The 16,627-nt window shown below is 59.7% G+C and carries 11 protein-coding genes; 10 read left to right on the plus strand and 1 reads right to left on the minus strand.

Annotated elements, in window-relative coordinates:
* Nucleotides 1-62: 62 nt before the first annotated feature.
* Nucleotides 63-3,893, minus strand: a complete 3,831-nt coding sequence (locus BGIM_RS0115575; protein WP_020470685.1) for a tetratricopeptide repeat protein — start codon at nt 3,891-3,893, stop codon at nt 63-65.
* Nucleotides 3,894-4,100: 207 nt separating this feature from the next.
* On the opposite strand from BGIM_RS0115575, the gene BGIM_RS0115580 reads away from it, so the two are divergent.
* The 10 genes from BGIM_RS0115580 to ggt all read left to right on the plus strand — a co-directional run bounded on the left by BGIM_RS0115580 (nt 4,101) and on the right by ggt (nt 16,314).
* Entirely contained in the window at nt 4,101-4,394 is a 294-nt protein-coding gene (locus BGIM_RS0115580) for a DUF167 domain-containing protein (protein ID WP_020470686.1), read from the plus strand.
* A 139-nt stretch (nt 4,395-4,533) separates the two neighbouring features.
* On the plus strand, nt 4,534-4,743 hold the full coding sequence (locus BGIM_RS0115585; RefSeq protein WP_020470687.1) for a type II toxin-antitoxin system HicB family antitoxin: 210 nt from the start codon (nt 4,534-4,536) through the stop codon (nt 4,741-4,743).
* Entirely contained in the window at nt 4,740-4,952 is a 213-nt protein-coding gene (locus BGIM_RS0115590) for a type II toxin-antitoxin system HicA family toxin (RefSeq protein ID WP_020470688.1), read from the plus strand. Before BGIM_RS0115585 ends, BGIM_RS0115590 begins: the two co-directional genes overlap by 4 nt.
* Before the next feature lie 164 nt (nt 4,953-5,116).
* Nucleotides 5,117-7,666 carry a PSD1 and planctomycete cytochrome C domain-containing protein gene (locus BGIM_RS0115595; RefSeq protein ID WP_162136255.1) on the plus strand — a complete coding sequence of 850 codons (2,550 nt, stop codon included), beginning with the start codon at nt 5,117-5,119 and terminating at the stop codon, nt 7,664-7,666.
* 261 nt (nt 7,667-7,927) lie between these two features.
* The gene (locus BGIM_RS0115600) at nt 7,928-9,361 is read left to right on the plus strand and encodes a DUF1501 domain-containing protein (RefSeq protein ID WP_029630079.1); all 1,434 of its coding nucleotides are present in this window, start codon (nt 7,928-7,930) and stop codon (nt 9,359-9,361) included.
* Between the two features lie 266 nt (nt 9,362-9,627).
* Nucleotides 9,628-10,515 carry a DUF58 domain-containing protein gene (locus tag BGIM_RS0115605; protein ID WP_020470691.1) on the plus strand — a complete coding sequence of 296 codons (888 nt, stop codon included), beginning with the start codon at nt 9,628-9,630 and terminating at the stop codon, nt 10,513-10,515.
* Nucleotides 10,512-11,399 carry a hypothetical protein gene (locus BGIM_RS0115610; RefSeq protein ID WP_020470692.1) on the plus strand — a complete coding sequence of 296 codons (888 nt, stop codon included), beginning with the start codon at nt 10,512-10,514 and terminating at the stop codon, nt 11,397-11,399. The genes BGIM_RS0115605 and BGIM_RS0115610 overlap by 4 nt, the downstream gene beginning before the upstream one ends.
* Nucleotides 11,400-11,669: 270 nt before the next feature.
* Nucleotides 11,670-12,800 carry a vWA domain-containing protein gene (locus BGIM_RS0115615; protein WP_020470693.1) on the plus strand — a complete coding sequence of 377 codons (1,131 nt, stop codon included), beginning with the start codon at nt 11,670-11,672 and terminating at the stop codon, nt 12,798-12,800.
* A gap of 146 nt (nt 12,801-12,946) precedes the next feature.
* Entirely contained in the window at nt 12,947-14,434 is a 1,488-nt protein-coding gene (locus BGIM_RS0115620) for a N,N-dimethylformamidase beta subunit family domain-containing protein (protein WP_020470694.1), read from the plus strand.
* Between the two features lie 209 nt (nt 14,435-14,643).
* Nucleotides 14,644-16,314: a gamma-glutamyltransferase gene (gene ggt, locus BGIM_RS0115625; protein WP_020470695.1), complete on the plus strand. Its 1,671-nt coding sequence runs from the start codon at nt 14,644-14,646 to the stop codon at nt 16,312-16,314.
* Nucleotides 16,315-16,627: the final 313 nt, after the last annotated feature.

Raw genomic sequence — 16,627 nt, forward strand, 5'->3', positions numbered from 1 at the left:
GATTCGTTGATCCTTGGCGAACTTTGCTTCTTTGCCACTTTGCGTGAAATGCCTTTGTTGCTTCAATTCTTCGGCAACTTCTCCAACCGTTCTTGCGCCACCTTCGCCCACGGACTGGCCGGGTGGTCCTTGATGACCTTCTTCAACAGTTTCTCGGCCTGCTCCGGCTTTTTGTCCTCGACCAACGCCCGGGCGGCTTCGCACAAGGCGGTGGCGCTCAGTTCCGGGTAGTCGAAGGTGTAGGGGACGATGAGCAAAGAACTCACGGCATCGCCGTATTTCTTCTGTTCCATCCGGCAGAGGCCGATTTGCAGGTGGGCCTTGGCCCCGAGTTCGCTGCCGGTGGAGTTGGCGACCTGGGCATACCAGTTCACCGCCGGGTCGAACTGGCCGACGTTTTGCAACGCCCAGCCCAAGCCGTAACGAGCTTCGTGGATGAACGGGCTGCCACCGAAGCGGGCGACCACGGCGTCGTAGCTCACCCGTGAAGGCTCCCACTGCTTCAGCAAGCCGTAAGCGTAACCGAGCCGGATCAGCGCCCGGTCGGTGACGTTCGGCACGTTTTGGAATTCGCCCTTGTCCTTGAACACCAGCAGCTTTTCGATGGCTTTGGCCGGTTCGTTCTTGGCGAGCAACACTTCCCCGGCCCGGTACATGCCTTGGGCCACCAACGGGGACTTCGGGTTCCCGGCCACCGCCTCGAAGTAGGCGAGGGCGGCATCATAATCTTTCTTGGCGGCCAGACAGGTTCCCACACGGATGCGGATGCGGTCCATCAGTTCGGCCGTCGGCAGCTTGTCGCCGCGCGGTTCGACATCGTTGGCATCCTTCAGCAGTTTGATGGCCGGATCATACTCGTCCCGGTCGGCGAAGAGTTCGGCCAATTCATAACGTGAATCAATCGAAAGCAGCGAATCACTGAAACCGGCGATGTGGGCCTGATACAACGCCCGGGCTTTTTGCTCGGCCGGTTGAAGCGGGATTTCTTTGCGGTCCACTTCCGGCAGTGGCGCCGTTGCCGGCTTGGCGCCCGGCGGGGTTTTCTTGTTGATCTCGTCCTGCAATTTGGCCTGCCGCTCCTGCCGGAGCTTGAGCGTGGCGTTGGCCACTTCGTTTTCCGCGAGGTAACGGGCGGCCCAGGCGGCCTCGTAGAACATCCGCTCGCGGGCATCAAGGCCCGGCATCGTCGCCCGCAGTTCCTCGGCCCGGCGTTCCAGTGTGCCGATCGATTCGGCCAGGGCCGCGTAGCCTTGTTGAAGCATCGTGTTGGCGGCGTTCAACTGTTCCGGCTTGAGGCCTTGATTGGCGAGTTGCTGCCGGGCGGTTTCGATCAACTTGCGTCCCTCGGCGATGCGACTCTGACCGGCTCGCAGACCGGCCTCGGCATGGATCGGCTTGTTCGCCGCCACCTGGCCGACGCTGTCCAACGCGGTGCGGGCTTCGGCAAACTTACCGGCTTCCTGCAAGCAAACCCCGTGGTGATACCGCAGCAGGCCGATCCGCTCCGGTTCTTTCGCCAGCATCGGCTCCAGCTTTTGCCGGGCGGCGCCCAGGATGGTGGCGGCCTCGTCGGCCTTGTTTTGCTCCCGCAACAGGGTCGCCAGCATCGTCAGAGCGAACGGGGCGGCCGGGGCGTTTTGCCACGGGTCTTGGGTGAACTGCCGCAGTTCGTTCATGGCCCCGCCTTTGTCCCCTTGCAGGTTCATCACCTTGGCCCGTTCCAATTTGGCTTGGGCGGCCTGCGGTTCCTTGGGGAATTGCTGCATCAGCTTTTCAAAGGTTTGCCGGGCGTTTTGCAGGATCACATTGCGTTCTTGCTGCACGGCCAGCATGGACCCGTTGCGGGCCTGGCTGGTGCCAAGTTTCAGCATGGCGTCCGGCACTTCGGGGGCCTTCGGGTTGGCGTTGATGAAGCCATCCAGATTGCCGATGGCGGCGTCGAGGGATTCCAACACCTTGCGAGTTTCGGCCGCTCCGCTGACGTTGGCGGGTGTCTGCCGCAGCAGGCAATCAGCCAGCAAGTAAGGCGTGTACGCCAGTTCATTGCTGCGTTCGCCGTTCGGGATTTGTTCGAGCAACGCCTTCGCCTTGTCAAACTCCCCCTTTTTGAAGTGGCACATGGCCAGCCCGTATTTGGCGAGGCTGAGGCGTTCAAACTCGCCCCCCTTGTCCAGGACGGCCTGATAGCGTTTCCCGGCTTCGTCGTAGAGTTTCGGCAGTTCCATTTGCCGGCTGGGGAAATCCGGCTTCTTCTCGGCGGCCAGGGCGTTGAAGTAAGCGTTTTCCGCGTAGCGGAACATCACCGGCACCCGCAGCGGGCTTTCCGGGTATTTCTCCAAGAACTCCCGGGCGATCTGGTCGGCGCGGGGATAGTCGCCCGCGAGGTGCATGGCGACGATCAGCCGTTGGGTGGTTTCCTCCATCCGGCCCGGCAGAGTCTTTTCGTTCAGGATGGTTTCATAGGCTTGGGCGGCTTCTCGTGGGGCGCCCGCGAGTTGCAGGGTGTCGGCGATTTCCAGCATCATTTCGCCCCGGCGGGTTTTCGCTTCGGGGTCGTTGTTGGAGAGTTGGTTCGCCTTGTCGGCGGCGGCCCGCATGGTGGCGACGGCGGTTTTCAAGCCATTCGCCCGGTCGGCGGCCTTCGCCGGGTCCGTGTTCATCGCGGCCACGCCGGCTTGTCCCTTGCCGATCCAGAATTGAATCTGGTCGGCGAGTTTCGGCTGTTTGTCCATCAATGGTTGCAGCGTCGCCAGCCCTTCCGGGAACTGCTTCATCTGAATCTGACAATAGCCGATGCGAAGTTGCACGTCCGGCAGCAATTCCGACTTGGGAAAGTCTTTGGCGAACTGCGTGAACTTGCCGAGGGCGTCGCTGAATTTGCCGGCCTCATAGCCGAGGCACGCGGCATGGAACGTGGCCCCGGCCACATAATCCGGCAACGGCGCCCGGAGGAGGTTTTCGAGCCGGGCCTTCTCGGCCGGATTGTCTTTGAATTGTTCCGGCTTCTTGAGGGCTTCCGTCGCATCAACCTTGGATTTTTCGTACCCGGTGACGACGGCGTCATAAGCTTGGGCGGCCTCGGCCTTTTGGTCCGTCACTTGGAATACCCGACCCAACAGATAGCGAGCGTGCAGCCCGAAGAAGGGATCGTCAAACGGATTTAGCTGCGACAGCGACCGGCCAGCGACAAGATAATCAGTGTTCTGGAAGGCCGCGTAGCCGTGATAATACAACCCGAGTTTTGCGTATTTGGTCTTGGAAAGCGTGGCATCCTTGGTGATCGGCTCGGCCGTCGCCTTGGCTTCCTTGTATTTGCCGAGCCGCAGCTCCATCTCGGCCTGATCGCAGCGGGCGCGGGCAGCCCAATCGGCCTCCGGGGTGACTTTGCCATCCGCTTCCTTGGGCAGTTTGGCGGTGAAAGCAGCCGTCGCCTGGGTGAACCGGTTGACGGCCTCATTGAAGCGTTGGTCTGCTCTTTGCTTGAGTTGTTGGGCTTCGTTCGGCTTGGCGGCCATCTGGGCCACCTCGTTCAAGCCCAACCCCCGGTACGCCTGCCCGGCAAAATAAACCGTCAGCGGGTATTCCGGCAGCCCTTGGTTCCCGACGATGGGTCCGAAGGATTCGAGGGCTTTGTCGTAGTTCTTTTCCGGGGCTTGCAGATAGCTCATCCCGAGGTGATAGCGGGCGTTGTTCGCCTGCGGGTGGCCGCCGAACTTTTGCACAAACTCCGTAAAGCGTTGGATGGCAAACGGATAGTTTTGCTCGGAATACGCCTTGCGGGCCGAGGTCAGAATCATCTCGGCTTGTTGTTCCGGCGTTTGGGCGTGGCCAAAATTGGCGACGACCAGGAAGGCCGATAAGAACAAGACCACACGAGAGCGGGGAGAACGCATCGGTGCTGACTCCGGTTGTGGCGAAACGCCGCGGGTGGGATGGCAGGGCGGCAACGATCAACGACTGACGTGGGTATTCGCCGGTCGAGGGCAAACGATTACCAGACGTGGACACCATTTTGCCCTCCCAACCCTCCCGCGTCAACTCTTCGCCGCGCCGAATTTTCGGATTGTGATGAATTTCACGAACACTCGGAGCGTCGTCCGATGATTGAGATCAACCCCCATTCCGAAGGCTGCGTCCTGCCCGTTCGCGCCCAACCGGGGGCAAGAAAAAACGCCGTCACCGGGGAACAAGCCGGAGCGTTGAAGGTATCCGTCACCGCCCCGCCCGAAGACGGCCGGGCCAACGCCGCCATCACCGATTTACTGCGAGACTGGCTCAGCTTGAAACGCTCCCAAGTGGAATTGCTGACCGGCCCGACCAATCGCAACAAAGCGTTTCTGATCCGGGGAGTGGGAGTGGAAGACTTGCGGGGGATGATTGGGGAGAGGATATAAGGAGAAGCTGCCAAAGTGAGAACCTGCCATTTCCGCTTGGTTCTTCACGCATGCCCCCCAAAACAAGCGGGCAAGATGTTGCCGTGTTGAACGCATGTGCGGTAAACTAAATTGATCGTCACCAAACCCGAGATATTCCATGTCCCTTCCAATTGAACTTGAGCAGGAAGAAGACGGTCGTTGGATTGCCGAGGTGCCCGCCCTGCCCGGCGTGATGGCCTACGGGATGACGAAAGACGAGGCAACAGACGCGGTTCGGGCGCTTGCTTTGCGAACACTGGCCGACCGGGTTGAGCATGGCGAAGAGGTACCGGACGAAGTAACGGACTTTTTCACGGTGGCGGCATGAGCAATTGGCCGTCGGCAAAAGCCAAGCGAGTGCTGGCCGCCTTGCTCCGAATTGGCTGGCAAGTGAAACGACAGAATGGTTCTCACCGAATTCTAACCCGGTCGGGATGGACGGATTATGTGTTTGCTTTTCACGACGACGAGGAAATTGGTCCACGGATGCTGGCCCGGATAGGCAAGAAAACTGGATTGCAACCGGGCGATCTGTGAACGGTTGTGAGAGACGTTCGGCGCCAAGCATCAGTTGAAGCAATCATCGCTCCAACTTCACAACTGTCACTCTGCGGCTTTTCCCCCTTGCTTTTCCCACCCTCAGGACGCCACAATACCATTCCCACCAATCGGGCACTTTTTTCCGCGGGATGTGGATGTTCATGAAACTCTTCGCACCGGCCGTCACTTTGTTGATGACGGCATACGCGGGCATGGCGGCCGAACCGCCCAAGGCTCCGGAGTCGTTGCCGCCCGAACATGCCGCCAACATGGCCGCCAGCCGGGAGTTGTTCAAACAGAAAGTTGGCCCGTTCCTCATGGCGCAGTGCGTCGAGTGCCACGGGGCCGGGAAGGTCAAGGCGGGCTTCAATCTCGGCTCGCGGGAAACGATGCTCAAGGGGGGCGACAAGGGGCCGGCCGTGATCCTCGGCAAAGGGCGAACCAGCCCGCTGGTGAAATACGTCGCCCACGAGGAAGAGTCGTTCATGCCGCCGAAGAAACCGGCGTTCAAGGACATGGTCGATGTGCTGGCCAAGTGGATCGACCTCGGCGCCGCTTACGACAAACCGCTGGTCGAAGGGGCGGCCGTCGGCAAGCAACCGATGACCGTGACCGACAAGGACAAACAGTATTGGGCTTACAAACCCCTCGGCGAGATCAAGCCGCCAATCGTGAAAGACGCTGCGTGGGGCAAAACGCCCGTCGATTCGTTCATCCGGGCCAAATGGGAAGAAAAGGGAATCACGCCCGCCCCCCAAGCCGATCCGCGCACGCTGATTCGCCGGGCTTATTTCGACCTGATCGGCCTGCCGCCGACGCCGGAGGAAGTGAAGGCGTTTCTGGATGACAAATCCCCGGATGCTTTTGAGAAGGTGATCGACCACCTGTTGAGCCTGCCGCAGTTCGGCGAACGCTGGGCCAGACATTGGATGGACCCGGCCCGCTATGCCGAGAGCCACGGCTTTGAACACGATTACTTCCGGCCGAACGCCTATCACTACCGCGATTTTCTCATCAAGGCCATCAACGCGAACATGCCGTACAAGCAGTTCGTGGAATGGCAGATCGCCGGGGACGAACTAGCCCCCGAAGACCCGCTCGCCTTGATGGCCACCGGCTTCCTCGGGGCCGGCGTCTTCCCCACGCAGATCACCAACGCCGAGGCCGAGCGCATCCGCTACGACGCGATGGACGACATGCTCGCCACCACCGGCCACGCCATGCTGGCCCTGACCGTCAGCTGCGCCCGCTGCCACGATCACAAGTTCGACCCGATCCCCACCAAAGACTATTACCGGATGCTCTCGGCGTTCACGACGACCACGCGAACCGAAATCGACGTGGACTTGGGCACCCCGGAAGAGAAGGCCGCCACCAAGGCGTTTGAAACCAAGTTAAAGCCGCTGACGGACGCCCACAAGCAGTACGAAGACACGGAATTGCCGAAGAAACTGTCGGCGTGGATCGCGGAGCAACAAGCGAAGAAATCTCCGTTGCCGAAGATCGCCGACGCCAAGGTTTCCAAAACCTTGCAAGGTTTGTTGGATGGCAAACAACCGCTCGACAAACTGGCCAAGCCAGAACGGGATGCCTTGTTGAAGTGGTTCGCCACGCAAGACGACACTTGGAAAAAGCAGTCGGCCGAGATCGCCGAGTTGAACAAACAACGGCCCAAATCCACGGTGGTCAAAGTTCAGGCGTGTTCTGAAGGCTTGAAGCCGATGCGGCACCACACCGCCGACGGCAGCATCCCGGACTTTTACCCGGAGACGTTCTTCCTGAATCGCGGGGATGTGGCCCAAAAGAACGGCAAAGCCGATCCGGGCTTTTTGCAAGTGCTGTCTCGCTCGGCTGAGGGGGACAAACATTGGATGATCCCCAAGCCGAAAGAGGCCCGCACGTCGTTCAAGCGAGCCGGACTGGCCAAATGGATCACCGACACCGACACCGGCGCTGGTTCGCTCGCCGCCCGCGTGATGGTCAACCGGCTCTGGCACCACCACTTCGGCCGGGGAATTGTTTCCACCGTCAACGACTTCGGCTTCCAAGGCGACCCGCCGACTCACCCGGAATTGCTGGAATGGCTGGCCCGTGATTTTGTAGCCAATGGCTGGAACGTCAAACGTCTTCACAAGCAACTGATGATGAGCCGGGTCTATCAACTCTCCGGCACGCCGACCGCCACCGGCAAGGAACAAGACCCGGACAACCGCCTCTGGCACTATCGGCCCAAACGCCGCATGGAAGCCGAGACGATCCGTGACAATCTGCTGGCCGTCAGCGGCACCCTCGACAAGACGATGTACGGCGCCGGCACGCTCGACCAAGGCATGAGACGCCGCAGCATCTACTTCTCCGTGCAGCGGAGCCAGTTGATCCCGATGCTCCAAGTGTTCGACTGGCCCGACACGCTGACCAGCGCCTCGGCCCGGCCGACCACCGTGGTCGCCCCGCAAGCGTTGCTGTTCTTGAACAACCCGCATGTGCGCAACATGGCCAAAGCCTTCGCGGCCAAACTTGCCCCGGCGAAAACCCCCGAGGCCACCGTGGCGCTGGCCTACGAAACCGCCTACGGCCGCCCGCCGACCAGCGAAGAAGCGGCCGACGGCGTCAACTACCTGAAAGCCGCCCAAGCAAGCCACCCGGCAACGGCGCTGGCCGATTATGCGCTGGTGCTGATGAGTCTGAATGAGTTTATTTACGTGGAGTGAGAGGTTGATTGTGAATGCAACCTCACCCCCAGTTCCCCTTCCCTAAGAAGGAAGGGGAACTGGGGGCCGCAAAAATCATCAAGCATCTTGTGTGAGATCATCAAGAGCCCCACTGCGTCAGCGGTGGGGGTTGTTTTTCGAGTGTGACGGCCACCCCCACCGCTGACGCAGTGGGGCTCTTGAAATCATTTGCAAATGTTGCTGCTTGATTTTGCATTAGGTCGCCGGGCAACAGGCTTCCCTCGGTTCAAGGATTTTTCCATGACTGTTCCAATGAATCGTCGTCAACTCTTGGCCCGGTGTGGCGGCGGCTTGGGGAGCATCGCTCTCACGACCATGCTGGCTGAGCAGGGGCTTCTCGCGGCCGACACGAAGGCCATCAGCCCGCTGGCCCCGAAGAAATCGCATTTCCCGGCGAAGGCCAAGGCCGTTGTCTGGATATTCGTCAACGGCGGGCACAGCCATGTGGACACTTGGGATTACAAACCGGAACTCATCAAACTGGACGGCAAGCCGCTGCCGTCCATCGACAAGAATTCCGGCTTTTTTACCAACGATGTTGGCCCGTTGATGAAGTCCCCGTTCGAGTGGAAACAACACGGCCAGTCCGGCAAGTGGGTGACTTCGCTGTTCCCGCATCTGTCGAAGCATGTGGACCAAATGGCGTTCATTCATTCGCTCTGGAGCGAATCGAACAACCACAGCCCCGCCTTGTTCATGATGAACACCGGCCTCCCCCGGATGGGCAATCCTTCCGTCGGCTCGTGGGTCACTTATGGCCTCGGCAGCGAGAATGAAAACCTGCCCGGCTTCGTGGTGATGTCCGATCCCAAAGGCCGCGGCCTGCCGAAAGGTCACACGCTGAACTGGACCAGCGGCTTCCTGCCCGGCGCCTATCAGGGCACTTGGCTGAAGCCCTCCGGCGATCCCATCGACAACCTGAAACGCCCCGCCGACATGGCCGACCCGACCCAGCAGGCTTCCATCGACCTGATGACGAAGCTCAACAAACGTCGCGTGGCCGACACCCCGGCCGACCGCGAGTTAGAAGCGCGCATCAAGAGCTTTGAACTCGCGTATCGGATGCAATCGGCCGCCCCGGAGGCGATGGACATTGCCCGCGAAACCAAGGAAACGCACGAACTCTACGGCGTCGGCCGCCCCGAGTGCGACCACTTCGCCAAACAATGCCTGACGGCCCGGCGCATGGTCGAACGGGGTGTCCGCTTCGTGCAAATCTACTCCGGCGGGATGGACAACCAACTCAGTTGGGACGGCCACATCGACATCAAGGGGAACCACCAAGGCTTCGCCGACGAGACGGATCGCCCGGTAGCCGCGCTGCTGACGGACCTCAAGCAAAAGGGCCTGCTGGATTCGACGCTGGTGGTCTGGGCCGGCGAGTTCGGCCGCCTGCCGGTCTCCCAAAAAGGGGCCAAACCCGGCCGCGACCACAACCCCCACGCCAACACCGCCTGGATGGCCGGCGGCGGTATCAAGGGCGGCACGACCTACGGTGAAACCGACGAAGTCGGCTACCGAGCCGCCGTCAACCGCGCCGACACCCACGACTTCCATGCCACGATCTTACACCTCTTGGGCATGGACCACGAAAAGCTAACCTACATGCACAACGGTCGCCGATATCGGCTGACGGATGTGGCGGGGAAGGTGATTAAAGAGGTGGTGGCGTAGAGATTGAAGGTTGAAAAGACCAAAGGCACTAACCACAAAGACGCAAAGATCACACAAAGTTTCACAAAGAAAATCTAAAACAGAATAAGCAAAGGAAAGACAAAAGCACACTGAGAGAAACACTGAAAAAGAATGTTTAATTGGTTTTCCTCGGCGATCTTCTGTCTTTCCTTTGCTTCTGTTTTTGCTCATGTCGTGTTTTCTTTGTGAAACTTTGTGTGATCTTTGCGTCTTTGTGGTTAGTGCTTTTTCCAAGAGTGCTATTCATGCTCCCTTCCGAGCAAGCCAAGCAAGTTCGCCGGATTCGTCTGCTCGCCCGGCGGGCGGTGCAAACCCTTTTGGGCGGCGAGTATCAATCCGTCTTCAAGGGAAGCGGGCTGTCGTTCGATGAGGTCCGTGAGTATCAACCCGGCGATGACATCCGCACGATTGACTGGAATGTGACGGCCCGCATGGCGGCTCCGTTTGTCAAACGGTATGTCGAGGAACGGGAACTCACGGTTGTTATTGCCGCCGACATCAGCCACAGCCTGAGCTTCGGCACGGCAGGGATGGACAAGCGAATGGCGATGGCCGAGATCGCTGCCTTGGTCGCTTTCAGCGCGCTGGCCAACCGCGACCGGGTGGGGTTGCTGGCGTTTGCCGGGGATGTCGAGTTATATCTCCCCGCAACCCACGGAACGCGACATGCGTTGCGAATCATCCGCGAAGTGCTGGACCGCCCGCCCGAACACCGGGGCACATCCATTGGCAAAGCCTGCGACTATCTGAGCGAAGTGCTGCCTCGCCGGTCGATTGTTTTCTTCCTCGGCGACTGGCAGGACACCGGCTACGAGGCATCGTTCCGGCTGCTGAGCCGCAAGCACGACCTGATTGCCGTGCGCGTGACCGACCCCCGCGAGTTGACGCTGCCGAACGTCGGGCTGGTCCGCTTCCAAGATGCCGAGACAGATCGGCCAGTGTTAATCGACACCCGCCGGGCCGATGTGCGGGAGGGCTTCGCCAAACAGGTGCAAGATCGGCGAAACGAATTCGACTTGCTGGCCAGATCCACGCAAACGGACGTGATTGACGTGGGCACCGGCGGCGACCATCTCGACGAACTGGTGCGATTCTTCCGGGCCAGGAACGCCCGCCGGAGACAGCGCCGATGACCACTCTCTTGTGCCTTGCGGCCATCATCGGGACCTCGCCCGCCTCGCTCCTCGAAACCCGGCGAACCGGCAACTTGGAAATCCGGGCGACGGCCGACATCGACACCGCCGAAATTCGACTCTCCGGTGAAGTGCGTTTGCGCCTCATCGTCGAAGGGCCGACGCCGCTGGAAGTCACCCGGCCAAAACCGCTCCTGACGACCACCGGAACATGGCGGGTGCGCGAAGAGGGGTTGCCCCTGCGGGAGATCCTGCCGAACCAACGACAACGCTGGGTGATGGAATACCGCCTCTCCCCGCTCGTTCCCGGCGAGGCGACACCCATTTCCCTGAGCCCCCTGATTGTGCAAAGCGGCCCGCCGGACGACATCCAAATCGCTTGGAAGGAGTCGCTTCACATAAAAGTGACGACCACCATCAAAAAGCCAAATGCCGAAGATTTACGCCCCGTGACCGGCATCGAACAAACGCCCGACGACCCGACACCGCCCGCCTTGTTCGACCGCCGGTGGTGGCTCTTCGCCGCCGGTTTGCTGGCCTTGCTGATCGTGGGAATCGACCAATACCGCCGTCGATCTCGGGATGTAATCGAGATTCTTGATGCCGCGTGGGCCGAGCGGCAAATGGCCGGAACCGCCGACCCGGATCGGCTTGTTATCATCCTGCGGCAATTTTTAGAACACCGCTTGAACCAACCGTTCGCCGCCCGGACCTCGGCCGAACTTGCTGATGAGCTTCGGGGCATTCCTGAATGCCCGGTTGTGGAAGTCGAGGCTTTTTTGGAGATGTGCGACACCGCCCGCTTTTCGGGAACGACGGGTGATTCGATGGCGTTGCGCGAACAGTTGCGGGCAATTATTTTGGCGCTCACTCCCGTCGAATGAGACTGTCACATCAGGGGTTAGTGCAAATTCAACAGATATTTTGCATGGAGACATTCAAGAGCCCCACTGCGTCAGCGGTGGGGGTGGCCGTCACACTTTGAAAACAACCCCCACCGCTGACGCAGTGAGGCTCTTGGGATCATTGGCAAATGGTGCTGCTTGATTGTGCATTAAGAGCTGTTACGCCCAAGTTACAAGACCGCTCTCGCCTCCCGCTCGTCTTCAAGGGTAGGATAGCAATCAGTTTCAATTCCCAAGCGGGGGTTTCTCATGTCAATGAAACGCATGTTCGGCGGCGCGCTGGCGGCCGTTCTGTTTACGGCGGCCATCAGCCCGGCGGCTCCGGTGGATATCAAGGGCAAGAAGCCGCAGGTGGAGGTGGTGTTCTGTCTGGACACCACCGGCAGCATGTCCGGCCTCATCGAGGGGGCCAAGCAAAAAATCTGGTCGATTGTCAATCAAATCGCCAGCGGCCGACCCAACCCGGAAGTGAAGGTCGGGCTTGTCGCTTACCGGGATCGCGGGGATGCCTATGTCACGCAGGTGTATGACCTCACCACGGACCTTGATGAAGTCCACAAGAACCTCAAAACCTTTGTCGCGGCCGGCGGGGGGGACACGCCGGAGAGCGTGAACCAAGCGTTGAACGATTCCGTGATGCGGATCAAATGGTCCGACGAGAAGAACACCCTGCGGATCGTCTTCCTCGTCGGCGACGCCCCGCCGCACATGGATTACGCGGACGATGTGAAGTACCCGGACACCTGCAAGCTGGCGGTCGAAAAGGCCATCATCATCAACACCGTGCAATGCGGCGGCGACCGCGAATGCACCAAAATCTGGCAGGACATTTGCGCCAAGGGGGGCGGTTCTTACGCCCAGATCGCCCAGAACGGCGGCGTGAAGGCCGTTGATACCCCGTATGACAAAGACTTGGCGGCGCTCAACACGAAGTTGCTGAAAACCAACGTGTGTTACGGAACCGAAAAGGCCCAAGCCGATGGTTTGTTTAAGAACGCCAGCGCCTCCGCCCTCCCGGCCTCCGGGGGAGCCGCCGCCGACAGCGCCGGGTTCCGGGCCAAGCAAAGCCGCGTGGCCGCCAACGATCTGCTGGACGACCTGAAGGAAGGCAAGAAGAAACTCGACGAGATCAAAGACGCGGAACTCCCCGAAGAACTCAAAAAGTTGAACAAGGACGAACTCGCCAAACATGTGGTGAAACTTCAAACCGAGCGAGACGACCTGAAGAAACAGGCCCTCGACCTCGACAAGAAGCGGATGGATTTCATCAACAAGAAACTGGCCGAGGAAAAGGAAAAAGGCGACCAGAAAGACGGCTTCGACGGCCAGGTACTCGACATGCTCCGCAAACAGGCCGAGAAGGTAAACATCAAGTATTGAACAAGTGACAAGTGTGATTCGTCAGGCAAGGACACGGTCAATCCGTGTCCTTGTTTGTTTTTCGGAATCGTATCATCGAAGTTCTTTCAAACGACCTTCGGATGCGGTACGCTGGTCGGCGGTCACACACCGTTGAGGGACACATCATGGCGACCCCGAATCGTCGGGAACTGCTGGCCACTGTGGCCGGGGCGGCGACGTTGCCCTTGTTTGCCGACGACAAACCCAAGGACAATCCGATCATTGCCGAGAACAAGCGGGAGGGCACGCTTGACTGGCAGCTTACCTATACGCGGGTTGATCCCAAGGCGCCGTTTCGCTCACGGATGATCGAGGGGTATGTTTCCAAGCAAAGCGTGTCGGCCGGGGAGGCGTTTGATTTCTTTGTCAGCGTCGATCCCGCCGGGCCGTTTCAAATCGACTTCTACCGGCTCGGCTATTACGGCGGCAAAGGGGGCCGGCATGTCGCCACGCTTGGACCATTTGATGGCATCGTCCAGCCGACGCCGGAAGTGGGGCCGGCCCGGCTCCGGGAGTGTCAGTGGAAGAAATGCACGACGCTGGAAATCCCGAAGGACTGGCTCAGCGGTGTCTATGTGGGCAAGCTCTCGGCAACGAAGCACCGTTACCAAAGTTATGTGATCTTCATCGTCCGGGATGATCGCAAAGCCGATTTGGTGTTCCAATGCAGCGACACCACCTGGCAGGCATACAACAAGTGGCCGGACAACCACTCGCTGTACACCAACGACCGCAAGGACGGCAAAGTCCTCTGTTCCGGCGTGAAAGCCAGCTTTGACCGGCCGTATGGCAAGTATGTGCAGATTTTCGACAACCCGCTATCGCAAGGAAGCGGCGAGTTTCTGCTGTGGGAATTCCCGTTCGCCTATTGGCTGGAAATGCACGGGTACGACATCTCATACATCTCCAATCTCGACGTGGCGACAACGCCGGCCACGCTGGCACGAGCGAAGGGCTTCCTCTCCGTCGGACACGACGAATACTGGAGCCGGCCGCAATACGATCATCTGCAATCGGCGATCAAGAACGGGTTAAATGCCTGCTTCTTCTCGGGCAATTCGGTCTGCTTTATCACCCCGTTCACGCCGGGCACGGATGGCAAACCCAACCGGGTGATCGAACGCGCCGGACGATATGGCGGCGTGCGCGAACGGGAAAAACCTTTCATGGTCGATCTCCCCGCCGAGGCGCCGAGCGAAGCCCTGTTGATCGGCGCCCAGACGGTGACCCCCTTCAATGGTTCCGGCGATTGGATCGTCACCAAGCCGGAGCATTGGATTTTTGAGGGGACCAAGATGAAAAAAGGGGATCGCGTCAAGGGACTCGTCGGCTGGGAGTTCCACGGCGAACCGGCCGACATCCCCGGCTTGGAAGTGCTGGCCGAGGGGCCGACCTTCACCGGCGACGACCGGGAATCGCACTACACCACCACCATCTACCCCGGCCCGAAGGGGAATTTCGTCTTCAACGCTTCGACGATTTTCTGGGCGCAGGGCCTCTCCTCCCCGCCGGGCCACATGCCCCCCATCTCGCACCACGGCCGCCCGCAGGGCCCGGATGAGCGGGTGCAGCGGATCACCGCCAATGTGTTGAACAAGATTGTTCGCGGATAAACCGAAGAGAAGAGGATTCACCGCGGACGAACCGAAGAGAAGAGGATTCACCGCAGAGGGCACAGAGGGCACGGAGATGAAAGACAGAGAAAAGAATTTGAGGTTTGCCTCTGTTTTTCTTCTCCGTGCCCTCTATGCCCTCTGCGGTGAATCCTCTTCTCTTTATTGTGCGGTGAATCCTCTTCTCTTTATTGCAAGGAACTTTCCATATGCGTCTTGCCGCAGGTTTGCTGATGATGCTCACCTCCATTGTTTCAGCCCAAGAAAAGCCCGCATTCAAGGCCGGGCGGTCGGTCGTCATGGCGCCGCATGGCATGGTGGCGACCAGTCATCCGTTGGCGGCCCAAGTGGGGGTGGATATCCTGCGCAACGGCGGCAACGCCTTTGACGCAGCCATTGCCACCAGCGCCGCGATGGGGTTGATGGAACCGATGTCCTGCGGCATCGGCGGCGACCTGTTCGCCATCGTCTGGGACGCGAAGACCCAAAAACTATACGGGTTACAGGCCAACGGCCGGGCGCCGATGGCCGCCACGCGGAAGTTGTTCGCGGATCGCGGACTGGACGAAATCCCGGCGACCGGCCCGCTGAGTTGGTCCGTGCCCGGTTGTGTCGATGGCTGGGACGAATTGCGAAAACGCTTCGGCACGATGAATTTCGACAAGTTGCTCGCCCCGAGTATCGCTTATGCGGAAAAGGGTTTCCCCGTGCCGGAAGTGATCGCCGGGTATTGGAAGGGGGCCGAAGGCAGGCACCTGAAGGTTTATCTGCCCGACGGCCAGCACGCTCCGAAGGCCGGGGACATGTTCAAGAACCCCGTGCTGGCGGCCACTTATCGGGAGATCGCCACGAAAGGGCGGGATGCGTTTTACAAGGGAGATATCGCCGCCAAACTTGATGCCTTCTCCAAGAAACATGGCGGTTTGTTGACGGCCGACGATTTGGCGAAACACACCTCCACTTGGACGGAGCCGGTGAAGACCAGTTATCACGGTTACGACGTGTGGGAATTGCCGCCTCCCGGTCAGGGGATTGCGGCCTTGCAGATGCTCAACATTCTGGAGCCGTTCGACCTCAAAAAACTCGGCCCGGCATCGCCGGATTACTGGCATCTGCTCACAGAAGCGAAAAAGCTCGCCTATGCCGACCGGGCGAAATATTACACCGACCCGGAGTTTGCCAAAGTTCCCACGACCGAATTGATCGGCAAACCCTACGCGGACGAACGCCGCAAGTTGATTGACACCAAACACGCGATGAAACAAGTCCCCGCCGGGGATGCGAAGGTGGGCAAGGCCGACACGATCTATTTGTGCGTGGTGGACGACCAGCGCAATTGCGTCTCGCTGATCCAAAGCAATTACTTCGGCTTCGGCTCTGGTTACGCCCCGGAAGCCCTCGGCTTCGCCCTGCAAAACCGCGGCACCCTTTTCTCGCTGGACGAAAATCATGCCAACCGGCTCGAACCGGGCAAGCGGCCGTTCCACACGATCATCCCGGCGATGGTCACCAAGGAAGGCAAACCCGCATTCGTCTTCGGCGTGATGGGGGGCGACATGCAACCGCAGGGGCATGTTCAGGTGCTAATCAACATGCTGGACTTCGGCATGAATGTTCAAGAAGCCGGCGAGTTCCCCCGAGTGGAACACACCGGCTCCGCCACCCCGACCGGCCACCCCGGCGCCCCGACCGGCGGGACCATCCACGCCGAATACGGCATCCCCGAAAGCGTGGTGGCCGAGCTGTGCAAACGGGGCCACATCGTGGACCGCGTGAGAAAAAACGGCGGTGGCTATCAGGGCATCTGGATCGACCCGAAAACAGGCGTCCTGCAAGGCGGCAGTGAGGCAAGGAAGGATGGAATGGCGGTGGGGTATTAGAGCGGATTATCAAAGCGGGTGTTTTTTTGTCGGTCCAACGGACCGATTAACATAGCCCAGCCCGAAAGGGCTGGGTCAACGAACCATCAAAACCGGCGGTCTGAAGGACCGATTATCAGTTCAAGGTCCGTCAGGGCCGCGAAGGGCCGAAAGCCCAAAGGTAACCGGTCCTTCAGACGAATGGCGCTTAGTTAAGGGCGAGACATGAAAAACTGGTTCACATTGGGTAATTTGGGAAGAAATTCGGCCTTAAAAACAGCCTCCCAGATTACCCAGTGTGAAGGCAATTTCAGCCCTCACCCTTAACTAAGTG

This window comes from Zavarzinella formosa DSM 19928 (assembly GCF_000255705.1).
Lineage (GTDB): Bacteria > Planctomycetota > Planctomycetia > Gemmatales > Gemmataceae > Zavarzinella > Zavarzinella formosa.

Excerpts from the sequence above, each read along its gene's own strand:
- BGIM_RS0115610 (WP_020470692.1), top strand. The coding sequence starts at position 10,512 with ATGACCACTCTCTTGTGCCTTGCGGCCATCATCGGGACCTCGCCCGCC.
- BGIM_RS0115615 (WP_020470693.1), top strand. The coding sequence starts at position 11,670 with ATGTCAATGAAACGCATGTTCGGCGGCGCGCTGGCGGCCGTTCTGTTT.
- BGIM_RS0115590 (WP_020470688.1), top strand. The coding sequence starts at position 4,740 with ATGAGCAATTGGCCGTCGGCAAAAGCCAAGCGAGTGCTGGCCGCCTTG.
- ggt (WP_020470695.1), top strand. The coding sequence starts at position 14,644 with ATGCGTCTTGCCGCAGGTTTGCTGATGATGCTCACCTCCATTGTTTCA.
- BGIM_RS0115600 (WP_029630079.1), top strand. The coding sequence starts at position 7,928 with ATGACTGTTCCAATGAATCGTCGTCAACTCTTGGCCCGGTGTGGCGGC.
- BGIM_RS0115575 (WP_020470685.1), bottom strand. The coding sequence starts at position 3,893 with ATGCGTTCTCCCCGCTCTCGTGTGGTCTTGTTCTTATCGGCCTTCCTG.
- BGIM_RS0115580 (WP_020470686.1), top strand. The coding sequence starts at position 4,101 with ATGATTGAGATCAACCCCCATTCCGAAGGCTGCGTCCTGCCCGTTCGC.
- BGIM_RS0115620 (WP_020470694.1), top strand. The coding sequence starts at position 12,947 with ATGGCGACCCCGAATCGTCGGGAACTGCTGGCCACTGTGGCCGGGGCG.
- BGIM_RS0115595 (WP_162136255.1), top strand. The coding sequence starts at position 5,117 with ATGAAACTCTTCGCACCGGCCGTCACTTTGTTGATGACGGCATACGCG.
- BGIM_RS0115585 (WP_020470687.1), top strand. The coding sequence starts at position 4,534 with ATGTCCCTTCCAATTGAACTTGAGCAGGAAGAAGACGGTCGTTGGATT.
- BGIM_RS0115605 (WP_020470691.1), top strand. The coding sequence starts at position 9,628 with ATGCTCCCTTCCGAGCAAGCCAAGCAAGTTCGCCGGATTCGTCTGCTC.